Source organism: Aquirhabdus parva (assembly GCF_003351745.1).
GTDB lineage: Bacteria > Pseudomonadota > Gammaproteobacteria > Pseudomonadales > Moraxellaceae > Aquirhabdus > Aquirhabdus parva.
The window spans coordinates 2933897-2950671 of the sequence record NZ_CP031222.1 but is presented as its reverse complement, the minus strand read 5'-3'; the positions used below and the strand labels follow the sequence as shown (position 1 = coordinate 2950671).

13 protein-coding genes are annotated in these 16775 nt (G+C 48.5%); 6 read left to right on the top strand and 7 right to left on the bottom strand.

All coding sequences use genetic code 11. The features are described from left to right. Positions 1-524 precede the first annotated feature (524 nt). Positions 525-1052, bottom strand: a complete 528-nt coding sequence (locus HYN46_RS13260; protein ID WP_162818201.1) for a DUF805 domain-containing protein — start codon at positions 1050-1052, stop codon at positions 525-527. A gap of 477 nt (positions 1053-1529) precedes the next feature. On the opposite strand from HYN46_RS13260, the gene HYN46_RS13255 reads away from it, so the two are divergent. The 4 genes from HYN46_RS13255 (at position 1530) to HYN46_RS13240 (ending at position 6008) form a co-directional block, all read left to right on the top strand. Continuing rightward, the gene (locus HYN46_RS13255; RefSeq protein WP_114899821.1) at positions 1530-3512 is read left to right on the top strand and encodes a phosphocholine-specific phospholipase C; all 1983 of its coding nucleotides are present in this window, start codon (positions 1530-1532) and stop codon (positions 3510-3512) included. Positions 3513-3756: 244 nt separating this feature from the next. Beyond that, entirely contained in the window at positions 3757-4260 is a 504-nt protein-coding gene (locus tag HYN46_RS13250; protein ID WP_162818200.1) for a hypothetical protein, read from the top strand. Positions 4261-4272: 12 nt separating this feature from the next. Then, positions 4273-5286, top strand: coding sequence for an AraC family transcriptional regulator (locus HYN46_RS13245; RefSeq protein WP_114899819.1), 1014 nt, complete (start codon positions 4273-4275; stop codon positions 5284-5286). A gap of 89 nt (positions 5287-5375) precedes the next feature. Next, positions 5376-6008, top strand: coding sequence for a sterol desaturase family protein (locus HYN46_RS13240; RefSeq protein ID WP_114900769.1), 633 nt, complete (start codon positions 5376-5378; stop codon positions 6006-6008). 76 nt (positions 6009-6084) lie between these two features. Here HYN46_RS13240 and HYN46_RS13235 read toward each other — a convergent pair whose 3' ends face one another. The 6 genes from HYN46_RS13235 to HYN46_RS13210 all read right to left on the bottom strand — a co-directional run bounded on the left by HYN46_RS13235 (position 6085) and on the right by HYN46_RS13210 (position 12186). Next, on the bottom strand, positions 6085-7011 hold the full coding sequence (locus HYN46_RS13235) for a CysB family HTH-type transcriptional regulator (protein ID WP_114899818.1): 927 nt from the start codon (positions 7009-7011) through the stop codon (positions 6085-6087). A gap of 237 nt (positions 7012-7248) precedes the next feature. Continuing rightward, positions 7249-8307, bottom strand: coding sequence for a sulfate/molybdate ABC transporter ATP-binding protein (locus HYN46_RS13230; RefSeq protein ID WP_114899817.1), 1059 nt, complete (start codon positions 8305-8307; stop codon positions 7249-7251). Between the two features lie 73 nt (positions 8308-8380). Continuing rightward, positions 8381-9262 (bottom strand): sulfate ABC transporter permease subunit CysW, encoded by an 882-nt coding sequence (gene cysW, locus HYN46_RS13225; RefSeq protein ID WP_114899816.1) that lies wholly within the window; start codon positions 9260-9262, stop codon positions 8381-8383. Between the two features lie 63 nt (positions 9263-9325). After that, positions 9326-10159 carry a sulfate ABC transporter permease subunit CysT gene (gene cysT / locus HYN46_RS13220; protein ID WP_114899815.1) on the bottom strand — a complete coding sequence of 278 codons (834 nt, stop codon included), beginning with the start codon at positions 10157-10159 and terminating at the stop codon, positions 9326-9328. Further along, the gene (locus HYN46_RS13215; RefSeq protein ID WP_114899814.1) at positions 10159-10998 is read right to left on the bottom strand and encodes an RBBP9/YdeN family alpha/beta hydrolase; all 840 of its coding nucleotides are present in this window, start codon (positions 10996-10998) and stop codon (positions 10159-10161) included. Before HYN46_RS13215 ends, cysT begins: the two co-directional genes overlap by 1 nt. Before the next feature lie 165 nt (positions 10999-11163). Then, complete coding sequence (locus HYN46_RS13210; RefSeq protein WP_114899813.1) at positions 11164-12186, bottom strand: sulfate ABC transporter substrate-binding protein; 1023 nt, start codon at positions 12184-12186, stop codon at positions 11164-11166. A gap of 457 nt (positions 12187-12643) precedes the next feature. Between HYN46_RS13210 and rlmD the strand changes: the two genes are divergently transcribed. Both rlmD and HYN46_RS13200 read left to right on the top strand, forming a co-directional pair. Then, entirely contained in the window at positions 12644-14065 is a 1422-nt protein-coding gene (gene rlmD / locus HYN46_RS13205; protein ID WP_114899812.1) for a 23S rRNA (uracil(1939)-C(5))-methyltransferase RlmD, read from the top strand. 250 nt (positions 14066-14315) lie between these two features. Beyond that, complete coding sequence (locus HYN46_RS13200; RefSeq protein WP_114899811.1) at positions 14316-16679, top strand: RelA/SpoT family protein; 2364 nt, start codon at positions 14316-14318, stop codon at positions 16677-16679. Positions 16680-16775: the final 96 nt, after the last annotated feature.

Here is a 16775-nt window from a genome sequence, read left to right as displayed (position 1 = left end):
ATCTCAAAATCTCAAAATCTCAAAATCTCAAAATCTCAAAAGAAGTCTCTTCAGAGCGGTGCGGTTGGCTATTCGAGTAGGACGTAATTGGCAAAGTGTGTACGGGGACACATATGGTTCTAAACATCTTCTGATCTTTGGACTGATAAGGAATAATAGTGAGATGCAATTCTCACAATTAATAATATTATCAATATCTTGTGAAGTTTAACCAGATTGTAGTAAAGCCGTGTTATTGTGCTTAAATCATCTGATGTAGTCTTTGGCTTACATGATGAGACGTGAATTGCTCTATTTTCAAAAGGGAATTTTGATAATAATAGCTTCACGGCACAGGGATGTCGGCAAGGATTGCCAGAGGGAAGGACAGCCGTAGGATGAAAACGTAAGTGGTTCATGATGAACTACAAACGGTATGGAAGCAATGACAGGATGTTGACATGTGGAACCCGCGCTATCAGGATGAGATTAGCGCGGGTTTTTTAATGCGCGTCGTTTAAGCAACGCTTTTAAAAGCTCCCTTATTATTTCTTCAGGAAGACGCTCAGTATATCGAAGTGCTGGATACCGGGGTTAAGAACCGCATATACGCCAAAAAATAACAACGCGCCAAGCAATAGTCCGCCCCAAACCAATCCAAAAATCCCCTCCCAAACGCTTGCATCACGCGGGCGACCATAGCGATTGCGTTCAGTTGAGCCGTGCGCAACGACCAAATACAACCAAAATAAAAAACCAATCACGGGCAGATACACAATCAGGGCAAGCCAACCCGTACGATTTAAATCATGCAAGCGGCGGATCATAAAGACGTTACTTAAATAGAAAGAAATGATCAGCACGATCCACGATGGCCAAAACAGATAAGACAGTGATGGCGGCTGATCCAGTATCGCTTCAGCACTAATGTTTCGGGACACCAGTAGTGTATTGATCATGACTACGATCAGGGTAACAAGAGAGAGTAGTCCAGCCCAAGCCAAGTAGGACAGTCTGGAAAACCGCCCTTTGATTGAAAACGGATAATCTGAAAATTTATTCTTCTGCCACATCTCTAAGCCCCCAAAAGCCATGATAGTCAATTCTTTGATTTTTATCGCGTGATTGTTATTAAAAGCGCCACGCGTCATTCATTATGGATGAATTGTGTGAATTTTATCCATTTATATTCGACGTGGTAAAGCACCAAACACGATCATTGCCACATTATTTTTTGATGATTGTGCCGTTCTAAACGGACCATCAATCATACTGCGCACTTCCTTGCACGTTAGTCTATTTTGCAATACACATTACTTTGCAGACGTAGCTTAAAAGACAGACCTGATTTTTTTGTGTTTGAGAAATGTCGAATATTGAGCCGAGATGGATTTGATATGGATAAAAAATATTCATTTTTAATCCAAACATGAACTCTGTGATGCGTGTCTCAGACTGATTATTAAATATTTTTTGAGGTGGTTTATGACACCGAGCTGTCATAAACCACGGGTTTAATACTCAAATTTTAATCAACAAGGATTTAAGGGATGGACAAGTTTTCACGTCGTCGCTTTTTAGGAAGTTCAGCAGCGGTAATGGGAGCGGGCGTATTGCCGAGCGGTATTCAAGCCGCACTGGCTGCACCTGCCATAGGCAGTTCACTGTCTGCAGTCAAACATGTCGTGATCTTCATGCAGGAAAATCGCTCGTTTGATCACTATTACGGCACTCTCAAGGGCGTGCGTGGTTTTTCTGACCGTACCGCGTTTGTGCAAAGAAATGGCACCTCCGTGTTTAACCAAAAAAGCGGCACCAGCGTGGTGATGCCGTTTCATCTGGATACCGCAACCACCAGCGCACAGTGCGTTGCAGACTTAGATCACTCATGGTCAGGCACCCACAGTGCATGGAACAATGGCAAATATGACAATTGGGTACCTGCCAAATCGAGCCTGACCATGGGCTATTATCAGCGTGCGGATATTCCATTTCATTTTGCACTGGCCGATGCCTTCACGATCTGTGATCACTACTTCTGCTCGCAAATGGGCCCAACCAATCCCAACCGCCTATATCTTTGGTCAGGTATGGTTGATCCAACAGGCACAGGTGGTGGACCCATCACTAATAATAATGAGCCTGGCTTTACTTGGACAACCTATCCTGAGCGCCTACAAAACGCAGGCGTCAGTTGGAAGGTCTATCAGGATACCGCTGATAACTACGATGACAATGCCTTAGCTTGGTTTAAACAGTACAAGAACGCACCAGCAGGGAATCCACTGCATGACCGCGGCATGGTTTCTGTGCCCAGGATCGCAGGGAACACCACTGTGCAAAACGTCGCCGCTGCGATTAAAGCCGATGTGTTAAACGGAACATTACCGCAAGTGTCATGGGTGGTCGCTCCTGAGTCTGCCTCTGAACATCCAAGCTCTTCGCCAGCAGCAGGTGCGGACATGATCAATCAGGTCTTAACCGCACTGACCGCTGATCCAACGGTATGGGGTTCAACCGTGATGTTGTTGAACTACGATGAAAATGATGGTTTCTTTGACCACATCGTGCCCCCTGTGCCCCCTGCAGGCACTGCGGCAGAGTTTGTCGGCGGAGTGCCAATTGGACTCGGACCTCGCGTTCCGATGACTGTTGTTTCACCGTGGAGCAAGGGTGGTTATGTCTGCTCGCAAGTGTTCGATCATACCTCGGTGATTCGTTTCCTTGAGATGTGGACAGGCGTGCAGGAGCCGAATATCTCTGCTTGGCGTCGTCAGGTGTGCGGCGACTTAACCTCAGCGTTTAACTTTACCAGCACCAGCGTAACCGTTCCTGCGATGCCGAATACCAGCACGCTGGCGACCCAAGCCGCAACGCAGTGTTCAACGTTGCCAGCGCCGAAAGCACCAACCACGCCGAGCATGCCCATTCAGGAAAGTGGCACTCGCCCTGCACGTGCGATTCCTTATCAGCCGAATGCGACTTCACGTGTGGAAAAGTCCACCGGACGCTTCTGGATTACCATGAGCAATATCGGCAACGAATCGGTGCATCATTCAATCTATCCTAATAACTACCGCAGCGATGGCCCGTGGCAGTACGATGTGAAGAATGGTTCGCCAGTTTCGGATTATTTCAGCGTACAGACCTATGGTGCAGGCAAGTACGACCTGTCAGTCTATGGCCCTAATGGCTTCTTGCGTCGCTTTATTGGCGATATCAATGCCGCAGGCGCTGCCGTAGAAGTGACGTCTTCTTATGACTTCACCACCTCCGGTCAAGCCAAGTTAATCCTGACCATGACCAACAACAGCACCAGTTCAGTCACCTTTACGGTCCGTTCAAATGGCTATCGCAGTGATGGCCCGTGGACTTATACCCTGACTGCGGGTTCGACTTTGACCGATTACTGGAATGTCCAGCTCTATACCAACTGCTGGTATGACTTCACGGCAACTGTGAGCATCGATCCGCTCTTCTCACGTCGCTTTGTAGGGCATGTGGAGTTGGGGACTGAGAGTGTTTCGGGGTAATAGCTGATTCGGGTAAGTTAAAAAAGGATGGGCAATTGCTCATCTTTTTTTATTTTCTGGGGCTAAATGATGTATGTTTACTTAATAGGAGAATGTTTAATGGGATAACCATCAGTGTCATTTCATTCTATACTTGATCTCAACATGAGGGTTGATGTGAGTGAATTCGTAGGTTTTAAACCCACGCCATGACCAATGACGCGTGTATGCCCTTAATCATTGATGGTATTAATCCATGACGCCGATGAATTTTAAAAGAACACCTTCTATAAAAACCCTCTGGCAAGAAAAAAAATGGTTGGGTGTTTTGTGGACAATAATCTCGCTTATCTTTTTAGCGGTCTTTATTTATTTTTCGATGCAGCCTTCTACTGGGGAGCCTGTTCGAAAAGAATTAGAGAAAGAATTCAAAGCGATTGCCCCTTTGCCGCACGCGATCAGTCAAGATTATCAATCGACTTTTAAAGACCAGCATGCCTTGGTTGAAGGTTATTACTTATCAACAGCGAGTTATCAGCAAATTCGACAATACTACGTCGATGAGCTTGCGAAACATGGCTGGCAGTTTAAACAAGAGTCAGAGCTGAGAGATTTAGGACGCGGTTTGGGTAAAACAATGATCTTTTGTAAGGGCACGTTTAACGCAGAGATTGAGTATTTTGGCATGGATCGGCAACCCAACGATTGGGCTTATGCTTTTGGTTTAAGCTGGGGGCTAAGACCTGATTTGTGTCGCAAGCAGTCATAGGTTTAACTCCAAATGTCCCACCCCGCCATGACCAGTGACGCCGGCATCTTCCTGTGGATGACCTACCAAGCCATGCAAAAAGCTGGGCTGGATACGGCTGCGATCTTTTCGAGTGTCAATCTGCCGGATGAACCACCAGATACGAGTGTACGCCGTAATAACTCCACCCAGCGGCGCTTTTGGGATGCGGCAGAACGGATCAGTGGAGATCCGGACATTGGTCTGACGATTGGTGGATTGATGCCGCCGTTTCGTGGGCAGGTGCTGGAGTACTTATTTTTAAGTAGCCCAACCTTTGGCGAAGGAATCATGCGGGCCATGCGTTATCACCGCTTACTGACCGATGCCCTAAAGTTTGAGCTTCGGATTGATGGTGACACCGCGATTCTGACCGGTTTTGATCATCCTGTACGCCACTATCAAGAATGCGCTTTTGCTATATTTTTACAGTTTTTCCGCTATATCTCCGAAGGTGCCTTTGCACCCAGTGAAGTCTGGCTGCACTATGAACACGGTGCAGATGCAGCACGCTATATCGAGGTTTATGGCTGTCCAGTTCTCTTAGGTATGCCAGAAAGCAGTGTGCGGTTTGCAGCGCATCAGCTCGAACGAGTCTCGCCTGCGGCAGAGCCCAAATTACTGCTGATGCATGAAGTGGTTGCCAAGCAGTATTTAGGCGACCTTGAGAAGCGCGAACTGATCTATCAGGTGGAGCGCGAGCTGGGTGGTTTGCTGGAAGAGCGGCAGGCCACGCTGGAAATGGTCGCAGCCAAATTGGATAAAAGCGCACGGACTTTGCGCAGTGATCTTCAGCAGATTGGCACTAATTTTAATGACGTCGTGGCGGCCTATCGCGAGCGTTTATCACGGCGCTTGCTGTCCCGGACACAGTTGCCTCTGGATCAAATCATTTATTTAACGGGATTTTCAGAGCCTTCGGCATTTACCCGTGCGTTCAAGCGCTGGACTGGAGAAACCCCTACCGATTATCGCCATCGTAAGCAAAATTCAAACGAGGTAGACTGATCTGACATCTGCATGAATGGCTCTAGAGTCAAAGCGAATGGGCCAAACACTCCTAAAATGATCCCATCGACAATGATGAGGCCATGATGATGTTGGGTTTTCCAGTTGGGGTTTTTGCGGCGAATGCGTTTGAGTGGTATGCCCACAAAGTATGGTTACATGAGTACCCGAGCAAATTTCGTAATAGTCCGTTTTTCACCCATATCGCCCACCATAAACGTGCACGACTGAATCAGTTTCATGATGCAGGCTATGCCGAGTCGATGTTTAAAAACAGCGAAATGTACAATGAAAAAACGGCGTTGATCGGGCTTGCGGTGACGAGTACGGTCTTTCTACCTGTTGCACCGTTCTTTACCATGGGCTTATATTACGGGATTTCACGCTACTGGCGCCTACATAGCAAAGCGCATCTGGATACGGAGTGGGCCAAGCAAAATCTGCCATGGCACTACGAGCACCATATGAACAGTAATCAAAACGCCAATTGGTGCGTGACCCGTCCATGGTTTGATTACATCATGGGCACGCGGGTGATCGGGGATGTATCGATTGCCGAGACCAATCCGCTGGGCATGAAACTGCACCCGTGGGTGGAACGTCCTGTCAATCGCATCGCGCGTCGTTTGATTCCAAAGGCTTATGTCTTATTGGATGCTCGCCGAGAAGAAGAGCAAGAAAACCAGCGTTTAGGTATTGAAGTGCCGATCATGGCGTCCTAAGATTTGATGAATAAAAAAGCCCTCAATCATGTGAGGGTTTTTTTTTGTCGCTGAAAAGGAGGAGGCAAGAGGTGGTTTATGCCACCTCAGACAGCGCCGCTTCACGCACGACTTTGATGTCGAGTTCAGAGTTGCACAGTTCGATAAACTTATAGGCAAATCCGCGTAGCACATGGTTACGGCGTACCGCAAGCAGGGTCACGTTTTCACCAAACAGCGAGGTTTCGATCTGCTGTAGACGACGGTCACGCTCAGGGTCAAAGGCGATAGATGCCACGATACCTACACCCATGCCCAGTTCGACATAGGTCTTGATTACGTCGGCATCCAGTGCTGACATCACCACATCAGGGGTGAGCTTGGCTTGTCTAAAGGTCTCGTCGATCTTGGAGCGACCGGTAAAACCGCCGTGATAGGTGATCAGTGGCCAGTTGGCAAGGTCTGACAAGGTAATGGTCTTTTGCTGTGACAACTGATGACCTTGCGGCACGATCAAGCTGTGTTCCCAGCGGTAGTAGGGGAACGATACCAACTGCGGATAGCCCGTCAAAGATTCGGTCGCAATACCAATATCCGCTTCACCATGGGAGACCAATTCTGCAATTTCAACCGGACTGGCTTGTTGTAGGATCAAATGTACTTTCGGGAACGCTTGTTTAAAGCGCGCCACGATCGGTGGTAATACATAACGCGCTTGAGTGTGCGTCGTGGCAATGATCAATTCACCTTCATTGGTAGAGGTGAAGTCGGCGGATAGGCGCTTGATATTGTCGGCATCAATCAGCATGCGATCCACGATGCTCGACAGTGCCTGACCCGGTTCGGTCAAACCCAGCAGACGTTTACCCTTGCGCACAAACAGTTGCACGCCCAGTTCATCTTCCAGATCCTTGATGTGTTTACTCACACCCGATTGCGAGGTATAAAGAGCCGCCGCAGCTTCGGTGAGATTAAATTTTTGGCGAATCGTTTCGCGAATAATCCGTAGTTGTTGAAAGTTCATAATGTTTTGCTCTCATCTTATTTCGGTGGTTCTTTAAGCCGCACATCACGTCGATTGTTTGATGAAAAACATGCCACGTGATGTGCGGCTGCACAATCTACTTAGAATATAAAGTGCTTATAATCAATTTTCTTTATAGTAAATGATAATAAGCAATATTCTTCAAAAAATAATATTTCTATAACAATCTTGCATTTAACTGCTGTTAAAACAGGCGACTCATATTAAAGCGATGTATTAATGAGGCTTGTTTTCAAAAACATGCAGGTTACGCGCGGTAATCCACACCTGCTGCTGGGGTTTTAGGTCCAGCTCTTTCAAGCGTTCTGCATCCAGCGTGATTTCAATCACTTGCCCTTTGCTGTCGAGAACTTCGACATGGGTCTGTCCTGCAACCCACACCTCACGCAGCACGGTTGCTGCAAGGGTCGGCGTGCTTTGTGCCGTGGTCAGAATCTCCAACTCATGTGGACGCGCAAACGCGATCACATTGCCTTGCTGATAGGAGACAGGCAGTGCCAGTGAATCCTGATTGATCTGCAAGTGATGACCATCCACCTGACCTTCAAAACGATTGGCTTGACCCAAGAAGTCAAACACAAACGGCGTGGCTGGCTTCTCGTAGACTTCACGCGGTGTACCGATTTGCTCAACCTTGCCCTGATTCATTACGACAATCTTGTCGGCCACTTCCAGCGCTTCTTCCTGATCATGGGTCACGAAGATCGAGGTGATGTGCAGTTCGTCATGCAGGTTACGCAACCAGCGGCGCAGTTCTTTACGCACTTTGGCATCCAGCGCACCAAATGGCTCATCAAGCAGGAGTACACGGGGTTCAACAGCCAGTGCACGGGCAAGGGCGATACGTTGACGTTGTCCACCAGAAAGCTGGGCAGGGAAGCGATCGGCCAGAAAGCCTAATTGCACCAAGTCCAACAGTTGCAATACACGGCGTTTGATCTCGGTTTCATTTGGACGGGTACTGCGTGGGCGTACGCGCAGACCAAAGGCCACGTTGTCAAATACAGTCATATGGCGAAATAGCGCATAGTGCTGAAACACAAAACCGACTTGACGTTGGCGCACGTGGGTCGTGGTGGCGTCTTCACCTTCCAGCAGCACTTGTCCGTGATCGGCACTTTCAAGGCCCGCGATGATGCGCAGCAAGCTGGTTTTACCACAGCCTGATGGGCCGAGCAGGGCAACCAGTTCTCCTTCCGGGAAGTCGAGGGAGATGTCTTTTAACGCGTGAAACTCACCAAAAAACTTATCAATATTCTTAACTTGTATGCTCATAAGATTCTCTTCAATTCATTACTATCATTAATGGCGTCAGCGTCGATGCTGTATTGCTAATCCAGATCAGGTCTTATTCGGCTTTGGCATCACGACTAGCGCGGCTTTCAACCCAAGTTTTAATCACCAGCGTCACCAGAGCCAAGAAAGCCAATAGTGATGCCACGGCAAATGCAGCGCTGAAGTTGTATTCGTTATAAAGAATCTCAACTTGCAGCGGCAGGGTGTTGGTCTCGCCGCGGATGTGTCCGGACACCACCGATACCGCACCAAATTCCCCCATCGCTCGTGCATTACACAGAATCACCCCGTACAGCAGACCCCATTTGATATTCGGCAGCGTCACATTCCAGAAGGTTTGCCAGCCACTTGCACCCAATACAATCGCAGCTTCTTCTTCTTCATTGCCTTGCGACTCCATGAGTGGAATCAGCTCTCGTGCGACAAAGGGTACGGTGATAAATACAGTCGCCAAAATGATACCGAGCGGGGTATAGATCACTTTAAAATCAATATGGCTGAGCCAGTCTCCGAGCCATCCACGGGTCCCAAACACCAAGACCAACATCAAACCTGCAACCACGGGTGACACCGAAAACGGCAAGTCAATCAATGTGGTCAAGAAGGCCTTACCGCGGAACTGAAACTTGGCAATGGCCCAAGCCGCGGCAATTCCGAAAATCACGTTCAAAGGCACGGCAACCACAGCCGTTAGTAACGTCAGTTTGACTGCCGACATCGTTTCAGGATCGACGATGGCTTGCAGATAGGTTTGCCAGCCATTTCTAAACGCTTCGACAAACACCAAAATCAGTGGCAACAGCAGACAAGACACAAAGAACACGAGGCTAATGGTTAAAATCAATCCGCGTAGCCACCCGGCTTCCCGTGTTGCGTCACTGCGTTCAAGGCGCTTGGCTAACTCATAGCTACCCAGTGAAGAGTTGATACTCATGGTTTATGCTCACAATTCACAATAATTTTATTTAATCAGTCGTTTATGGATTATCTTTTCTGCTTACGATACGGCAGTGCGGCCCGTTTTACGGCTAGCCCAGTTCTGCAGCACGTTGATCAGCAGTAGCAAAATAAACGAGATGATTAGCATGATTGCAGCGATCACCGTAGCGCCAACATAGTCATACTCTTCCAGATGCGACACGATCAAAAGCGGTGCGATCTCGGTCTTGAGCGGAATGTTGCCCGCGATAAAAATCACCGAACCGTATTCACCCACTGCACGTGCAAACGCCAATGCAAAACCTGTCAGCAGGGCAGGGAACAGGACTGGCAAAATCACATACCAGATTGTCTGCCAGCGCTGAGCACCCAGTGCTGCTGCCGCTTCTTCCAATTCCACTTCAAGGTCGGCCAGAACAGGCTGTACGGTACGCACCACAAACGGTAAACCAATAAAAATCAATGCCAAAGTCACCCCAATGCGTGTGTAGGCGATCTTGATGCCCCATGGCTCAAGGAAGTGACCAATCCAACCGTTGCTGGCATATAGCGTGGTGAGCGCAATACCGGCAACCGCAGTAGGCAGCGCAAACGGCAAGTCAATCAGGGCATCCACCAAGCGCTTACCCGGAAAGGAATAACGCACCAAAGACCACGCAAGCAGCAAACCAAAAAAGACATTAATCAGTGCCGCAATCAATGACGCGCCAAAAGTCAGATAGAACGACGCTTGTACACGGGGTGAATTCACCAGTTTCCATAAATCATCTGCACTGATCCCCGCAGCTTTAATAAAGACCGCCGACAGCGGGATTAAAACCACCAATGATAAATACACGAGCGTAAAGCCCAGTGACAAACCAAACCCAGGTAAAACGCGGGTTGAACTCATTACACCACCTGCTTATTCAATAATTTTAATGTGTCGATGCCATGCGACTCTTGACCAAAGGCAGCCTGATTTGAAGCGGATTGCTCGATAGGCGTTGCCGTTAAGGTTGTGTCAATGGGCGAAGTAGGGAGCAGCTCATTCTCATCTGATGCTGTGCTACTGGGCTCATCTTTCGTTAAACGATCCGTCAGCGAATTATCTTTGGCAATTACGCTGCCGTCTAAGTGACGTGTGGCAAATTGCTTAACGGCTTGTGAACCATATTTCAACGTATTCAGCTCTTTGATCACTTGTGGCCATGCCCCAAAGCCTGCCGCAACATTGATGTGACCGGCATCGCCAAGATCAATCAGCTTTGCGCCCCAACGGGTTGCCCACCATTCTGCGGCTTCAAAAGTCATCCACGGGTCGGTGCGACTGGCGATCAGACGGATCGGTACCCCAAGCGGTGCACGGGGGAGGATACGACTGAGCAGTGCTGGCGCTTGCGGTGCATGGGGATCAATCGCTTGATCTTTACTACGCGCAAAGCCTTCCAGTGAAAAACGTTCTGGTGATGCCGGTGCAACCAGCAACACGCCTGCGACTTTACTGGCTAGCACACGACTAGAGAGTGCCGACATGGTGACCAGACAACCAAAGCTATGCGCCACAATCCAGACTGGCTCTGTGGCATTTAACAAGAGTTCGCGGTCTAGCGACTGGCGCCATGTATGCAGCACCGGACTATTCCAGTCCGCTTGCTCCACACGTTTGGCATCCACAAGCTGGGTTTCCAGCCAGCTCTGCCAATGCGCAGGCTCACTACCACCGACACCCGGAAGGATAAGCGTAGTCATGCTCGTCACCTTTGTTTTGCGTTTGGTTGTATGGGTAATTCGTTGTTATGGGAGTTCAGGCTTTTGACGCTCAAAGACTAAAAAAGTTTTGAAACGATTCAGCTTTTTGTTGTGGGAATCACTCCCCTTGATCACAAGGGGAGGTTCTGTTTAAGGGCTTTTAGCTTATTTAGTACCATTTGCAGTGATGATTTGGTCAAACACACCGCCGTCACCAAAGTGAACTTTCTGTGCTTGAGTCCAGCCACCGAATTCTTTATCAATGGTGAACAGTTTCACAGGCGCAAAAGTCTTGGCATATTTCGCAGCGATGGTTGGGTTACGTGGACGATAGAAGTTCTTCGCCGCGATGTCCTGACCTGCTGGTGAGTACAAGTAGTTCAGATAACCCGTTGCAAGGTTACGCGTACCATGTTTGTCTACGTTTTTATCAACGACTGCCACTGGTGGTTCTGCCAAGATTGATTTGCTTGGGGTGATGATTTCAAACTTGTCGCCAGATTCGCGTACTGCCAAGTAGGCTTCGTTTTCCCAAGCCAAGAGCACATCGCCTTGACCGCGTTCAACGAAAGTAGTGGTTGCGCCACGTGCGCCAGAGTCGAGTACTTTGGTGTGGGCATAGACTTGTTGTACGAAGTCACGAGCGGTTTTATCAGAGCCACCTGGTTGTTGTTTTGCCCAGCCCCAAGCTGCCAAGTAGTTCCAGCGTGCACCGCCAGAAGTTTTTGGATTTGGCGTTACGACTTCAACGCCAGGCTTGATGATATCGCCCCAGTCTTTGATTGCTTTTGGATTACCTTTACGCACCAGAAACACGATGGTTGATGTGTATGGGGTAGAATTGTTTGGTAAGCGTGCTTGCCAGTTTTTTGGCAGCAGGTCAGTTTTGTCTGCGATTGCATCAATGTCATAGGCCAATGCCAAGGTCACTACGTCTGCTTCTAGACCATCGATTACTGCACGGGCTTGTTTGCCTGAGCCGCCATGAGATTGTTTGATGGTGATTTTTTGGTGAGTCTTGCTTTCCCAGTATTTAGCAAACGAATCGTTAAAGGATTCATACAGCTCACGGGTTGGGTCGTAAGACACGTTGAGTAGTTCGTTTGGTCCTGCGGCAACAGCAGCAAAACTTGAGGTGAGCAGGCTGATCGCGAGCAGCGCTGGACGGAAGGCTTTATTGAATGACATGTTGTTTGACCCCTTTGTTAACATAAATTGACTAATGACAAAAAATGATGAATGGAACGCTTTATATGTTGGTATCGTAATAAGAAGCTAATCCCAATAGAACGATTAAAAAGTAAATTACTTATACGAAAAAGTGATTAATAAGGCTGGGGCGAGTGCGGTGTGGTCAGTGTTTAGAAAAAATGCGAATGCCCACCTCAATACGTTGTCCTGACTCATCGCTTCCGCCCAAAATGAACCAAAAGCTCAAAATGCATGAAAAATAAGTCACAGGGGAAGGGCTGCTTTGTTTTATAATATTGCGCACTCGAAAATACCTATAGCCAGAATGATTTTTAAAAAGCGTTTAACACCCACCCTTGATGCGATGCGTTTAAACGGACGATGGCATCAAGGCTTAAATGGTCTTAACGCGCTTTTGACTTATACCAGCCAGCATTGAAGAAGATACCTATACATGAGACGTAATCAACGCGAGAAACTGCGCGAGCAGCCCGCTTTAACTTTTAATATTGAAAAGCTCTCCCATGAAGGACGCGGCGTCAGTCACTACGGATCACAACCGACTACGGGTGATGAAGGCGTGACGGTCAGCAAATACCAGCATCCGATTGAAAAACTGGGCAAGAAAGTCTTTATCTCTTTTGCACTGCCGGGTGAGACGGTGGTTGCCAAAGTACATGAAAGCCATAAAAAGTATGAAGAAGCGGATGCACTGTCGGTTGAAAACCCATCGCCTGATCGCGTTGAACCGATTTGTCCGCATTTCACCGTGTGTGGCGGTTGTAGCTTGCAGCATTGGTCTACCGATGCGCAGATCGCGTTTAAGCAAAGTGTGTTGAGCGATCACTTCCTGCACTTCGGTGGACTTGCGCCTAAAGAGTGGCTGCCCGCTCTACGTTCGACTCGCACCGACTATCGACGCAAAGCGCGTCTGGGTGCTAAGTACGTGATTAAGAAAGAAGCCATGCTGGTCGGCTTCCGTGAGCGCAAGAGCAGCTATCTGGCTGAGCTGAGTGAATGTAAAGTTTTAGATGCACAGATTGGCGGTCGGATCGAAGAACTCAAAGCCTTGCTTGGCACCTTGCAAGCACGCGAACAGATTCCGCAGCTTGAGATTGCTGTGGGTGATGAGCATGAAGACGGCAGTGTGGCGATGATTGTGCGACATTTGTCACCACTTCATCAAACTGACACAGAAAAATTGCTTAATTACGCCCGCAATCTCGGCTGGCAGTTGTACCTACAACCGGGCAACTACGACACTGTTCATCGCATCGATAAACCTGATGCTCCGATGCGTTTGCACTATGAGCTTCCTGACTTTGGTATAAAGTTTGCTTTCTCACCCCTTGATTTTACCCAAGTGAATCGCGATATCAACCGCCAGATGGTGACGTTGGCGTGCGATTTGCTTGAGTTAAAAGAAGGCGAGCGCGTTTTGGATCTGTTCTGTGGTCTGGGTAACTTTTCATTACCTCTAGCACGACGTGTTGGCAGTACAGGTCAAGTGGTTGCGGTGGAAGGTAGTGAGGAGATGGTGCAACGCGGCGGTGAAAACGCAGCGCTGAATGGCCTTGATAACGTCCAGTTCTATGCACAGGATTTGACCAAGGACTTCTCCCACCAGCCGTGGGCAGCCCAAGGCTTTGATGCCTTATTGATTGACCCACCACGTACGGGTGCTGAAGAGGTGATGCATTATCTGTCCCGCTTCAACGCCAAACGGATTGTTTATGTCTCGTGTAATCCAGCGACGCTGGCACGTGACGCAGGTATACTGACCGCTGCAGGCTATGTGATGCAGCGGGCTGGCGTGATGGATATGTTTACGCATACAAGCCATGTCGAGTCGATAGCATTGTTTGTGAAAAAGTAAGCTGTAAAAATTGCTTCTTTTGCACGGGCACTTTGACCGACTCTATCTATAGATGATGTTTATGTTTATAGAGGGCAAGGGTGCGGCATCTTCATCACCAACACGCTTTTTTGTAGAAGGCATGCTAGGGATTGGCAGATTGGTTTTATGGGAAGTCTTTGGACAGCACGACGTGTTTTATCGTGTTGTTTTAACAAAAATAATGATTTGGAAGTGATTTAAAAAGTCGCGCTCATGGCGAGAGGTTGATATGGTCAGAATACGCGAAGATTTACCGCTGCGTATGGATGAAGCAAGTCGTGCACTGGTGTCTGGTGCAGGGCCGGCGGTATATGGCGAAGTCGAGTTGGATATAGAAGGTTGGTTAAAACGCCTCTCTAAACAACTTAGTAAATCGGCAATCCGCCAATTGCATCAAGCCTGCGAGCTGGTTGCAAGTCGCGCATTTAATGCGGCGCATACCCGTATCGAACAGCGTTCCAACGCCTATCATGCCGGTGTGGGCATGGCGGACATTCTGACGCATCTGCGTGTGGATGAAGAAACACTCGTTGCTGCCGTTCTATTTCGTAGCGTGCGTGAAAACCTCATTACCTTAGAAGAAGTCGGTACGGTTTTCGGTCCCGATATCCAAGCCTTGATTCGCAGTACGCTAGCGATGGGGGGCTTGTCTGAGCTGATTGAGCGCAATCGCCGTCTGGAAGATCATTTCGAAAATAACCAGCGTGAGCATTTGTCCGGCATCTATAAGATGTTGATCTCGGTCACCGAAGATGTGCGCGTGGTGCTCATCAAGCTGGCCGAACGTACCTTTGCGGTGCGTGAGCTCGCCAATGCGTCTCGTGAACGTCAAGAGCGGGTTGCGCGTGAGATCCTCACCATCTATGCACCGTTAGCCCATCGCTTAGGGATCGCCCAACTCAAGTGGGAACTCGAAGACATTGCCTTTCGTTTCCTGTCGCCTGAGCGCTATAAAGAAATTGCGACACTCCTCAGCGAGAAGCGCCTTGAGCGTGAGCAATACATCCAGAATATGACTAAAAGGCTGCAAGATGCCCTCGCGGAACAAGGCATCAAAGCAGAAGTCACTGGACGGGTAAAACACATCTATTCGATCTATCGCAAGATGAAGAGCAAACAGCTCAGCTTTGATCAGCTCTATGATATTCGTGCATTACGCGTGCTGGTCGATTCGGTGCCAGAGTGTTATCACGCTTTAGGTGTGGCGCATCAACTCTGGCGTCATATCCCTGATCAGTTTGATGATTACATCACCAATCCCAAAGCTAACGGCTATCGCTCACTACATACCGCTGTCTTGGCTGAGAACAAATCGCTTGAAGTGCAAATCCGTACGATGGATATGCATAACGAAGCCGAGCTCGGCGTTTGTGCCCACTTCAACTATAAAGAAGGCACCAAAGCCGGCAAGAAGAATGGCGATATCGTTTTCGATCATAAATTACATTCATTGCGTAGCGTCCTTGAGAATTATCAAGAGAATAAAAACAAGCAAGATGGAAAAAAATCGAAGAATCAGGATGATCCTGATTTTGATGAAGGCGAAATCGATCCGCTGAACGACTGGGGCGAGTTTGAAAAAATCTACGTCTTTAGTCGTGATGGCGACATCAAAGAATTGCCGAAAGACGCCACCGTCCTCGACTTTGCTTATCACGTACACACTCAAGTGGGGAACCACTGCTATGCCGCACGCGTCAATCAGCGCTTTGTGCCGCTGACCTATAAGCTAAAAACCGGTGAGCAGGTCGAGATTCTGACCAAGAAAGACCGTGATCCGAGCCGTGACTGGTTGGTGAACTCGCTGGGCTATATCAAGACCGCTCATGCGCGTGACAAATTGCGCTATTGGTTCCGTCAGCAGGATCGCAGCAAGAATCTTGAGATTGGCCGTGAAACACTGGTCAAAGAGCTGGCACGTCTGGCGATTCATCCCAAAAGTATCGATCTGGCCGACTACGCCAAAGCCTTTAATGTCAAAAGCGGTGATGACATTCTGATTGGTCTTGTGACGGGTGATATTAGCCTGCATCAACTGATGAATCAGATCAACAAACAGATGCAACCAGATGAGGACACGCCTGAGCTGGTGTTAAAACCCACGCTCAATGCCCGTGCCAGCCGTACGCTGTCACAGCATGGCATCTTGATTGATGGTCTGGATAATGTCGAATTGCATGTTGCCCAGTGCTGCCAGCCAGTGCATGGTGAACCCATTGCCGGTTATATCACCCAGCATCGCGGTGTCAGTATTCATAATCTCAACTGCCCTGAATATGGCCGTTTGATTGTGCAGGATGCAGATCGTGCGGTTGAAGCAGGCTGGGAGATGCAACCGACCAGTGGTCAAGTGGTGCAGATTGTCATCGAAGCCTATGACCGTCGTGGTTTGCTCAAAGACCTGACCGCAGTCATCTTCTCAGATCAAATCAATATCCAGCAAGTGAATACCATCACCGAGTCGAATGGTATCGCCAATATGAAGCTGCAAATCGAAGTGAAAGGTTTGGCGCAATTGTCACGGTTACTTGCGCGTCTTGAACAACAGCCGGGCATCATGAGTGCACGCCGGTTAGTGGTCGGGATGAAATAGCTATTTCAAAGCAACTGTTTTAATATCGTTTTTTGCACGACTGATGGGGTTCGATCAATCAATGCAGTCGTGTGTTTTGTAGCTAGCGCTTAAAAG

What these genes read in the sequence shown, in the direction of transcription:
- HYN46_RS13245 (WP_114899819.1), top strand. Translation starts at nt 4,273, where the DNA reads ATGTCCCACCCCGCCATGACCAGTGACGCCGGCATCTTCCTGTGGATG.
- HYN46_RS13250 (WP_162818200.1), top strand. Translation starts at nt 3,757, where the DNA reads ATGAATTTTAAAAGAACACCTTCTATAAAAACCCTCTGGCAAGAAAAA.
- cysW (WP_114899816.1), bottom strand. Translation starts at nt 9,262, where the DNA reads ATGAGTATCAACTCTTCACTGGGTAGCTATGAGTTAGCCAAGCGCCTT.
- HYN46_RS13210 (WP_114899813.1), bottom strand. Translation starts at nt 12,186, where the DNA reads ATGTCATTCAATAAAGCCTTCCGTCCAGCGCTGCTCGCGATCAGCCTG.
- HYN46_RS13260 (WP_162818201.1), bottom strand. Translation starts at nt 1,052, where the DNA reads ATGTGGCAGAAGAATAAATTTTCAGATTATCCGTTTTCAATCAAAGGG.
- HYN46_RS13240 (WP_114900769.1), top strand. Translation starts at nt 5,376, where the DNA reads ATGTTGGGTTTTCCAGTTGGGGTTTTTGCGGCGAATGCGTTTGAGTGG.
- HYN46_RS13200 (WP_114899811.1), top strand. Translation starts at nt 14,316, where the DNA reads ATGGTCAGAATACGCGAAGATTTACCGCTGCGTATGGATGAAGCAAGT.
- HYN46_RS13215 (WP_114899814.1), bottom strand. Translation starts at nt 10,998, where the DNA reads ATGACTACGCTTATCCTTCCGGGTGTCGGTGGTAGTGAGCCTGCGCAT.
- HYN46_RS13230 (WP_114899817.1), bottom strand. Translation starts at nt 8,307, where the DNA reads ATGAGCATACAAGTTAAGAATATTGATAAGTTTTTTGGTGAGTTTCAC.
- HYN46_RS13255 (WP_114899821.1), top strand. Translation starts at nt 1,530, where the DNA reads ATGGACAAGTTTTCACGTCGTCGCTTTTTAGGAAGTTCAGCAGCGGTA.
- cysT (WP_114899815.1), bottom strand. Translation starts at nt 10,159, where the DNA reads ATGAGTTCAACCCGCGTTTTACCTGGGTTTGGTTTGTCACTGGGCTTT.
- HYN46_RS13235 (WP_114899818.1), bottom strand. Translation starts at nt 7,011, where the DNA reads ATGAACTTTCAACAACTACGGATTATTCGCGAAACGATTCGCCAAAAA.
- rlmD (WP_114899812.1), top strand. Translation starts at nt 12,644, where the DNA reads ATGAGACGTAATCAACGCGAGAAACTGCGCGAGCAGCCCGCTTTAACT.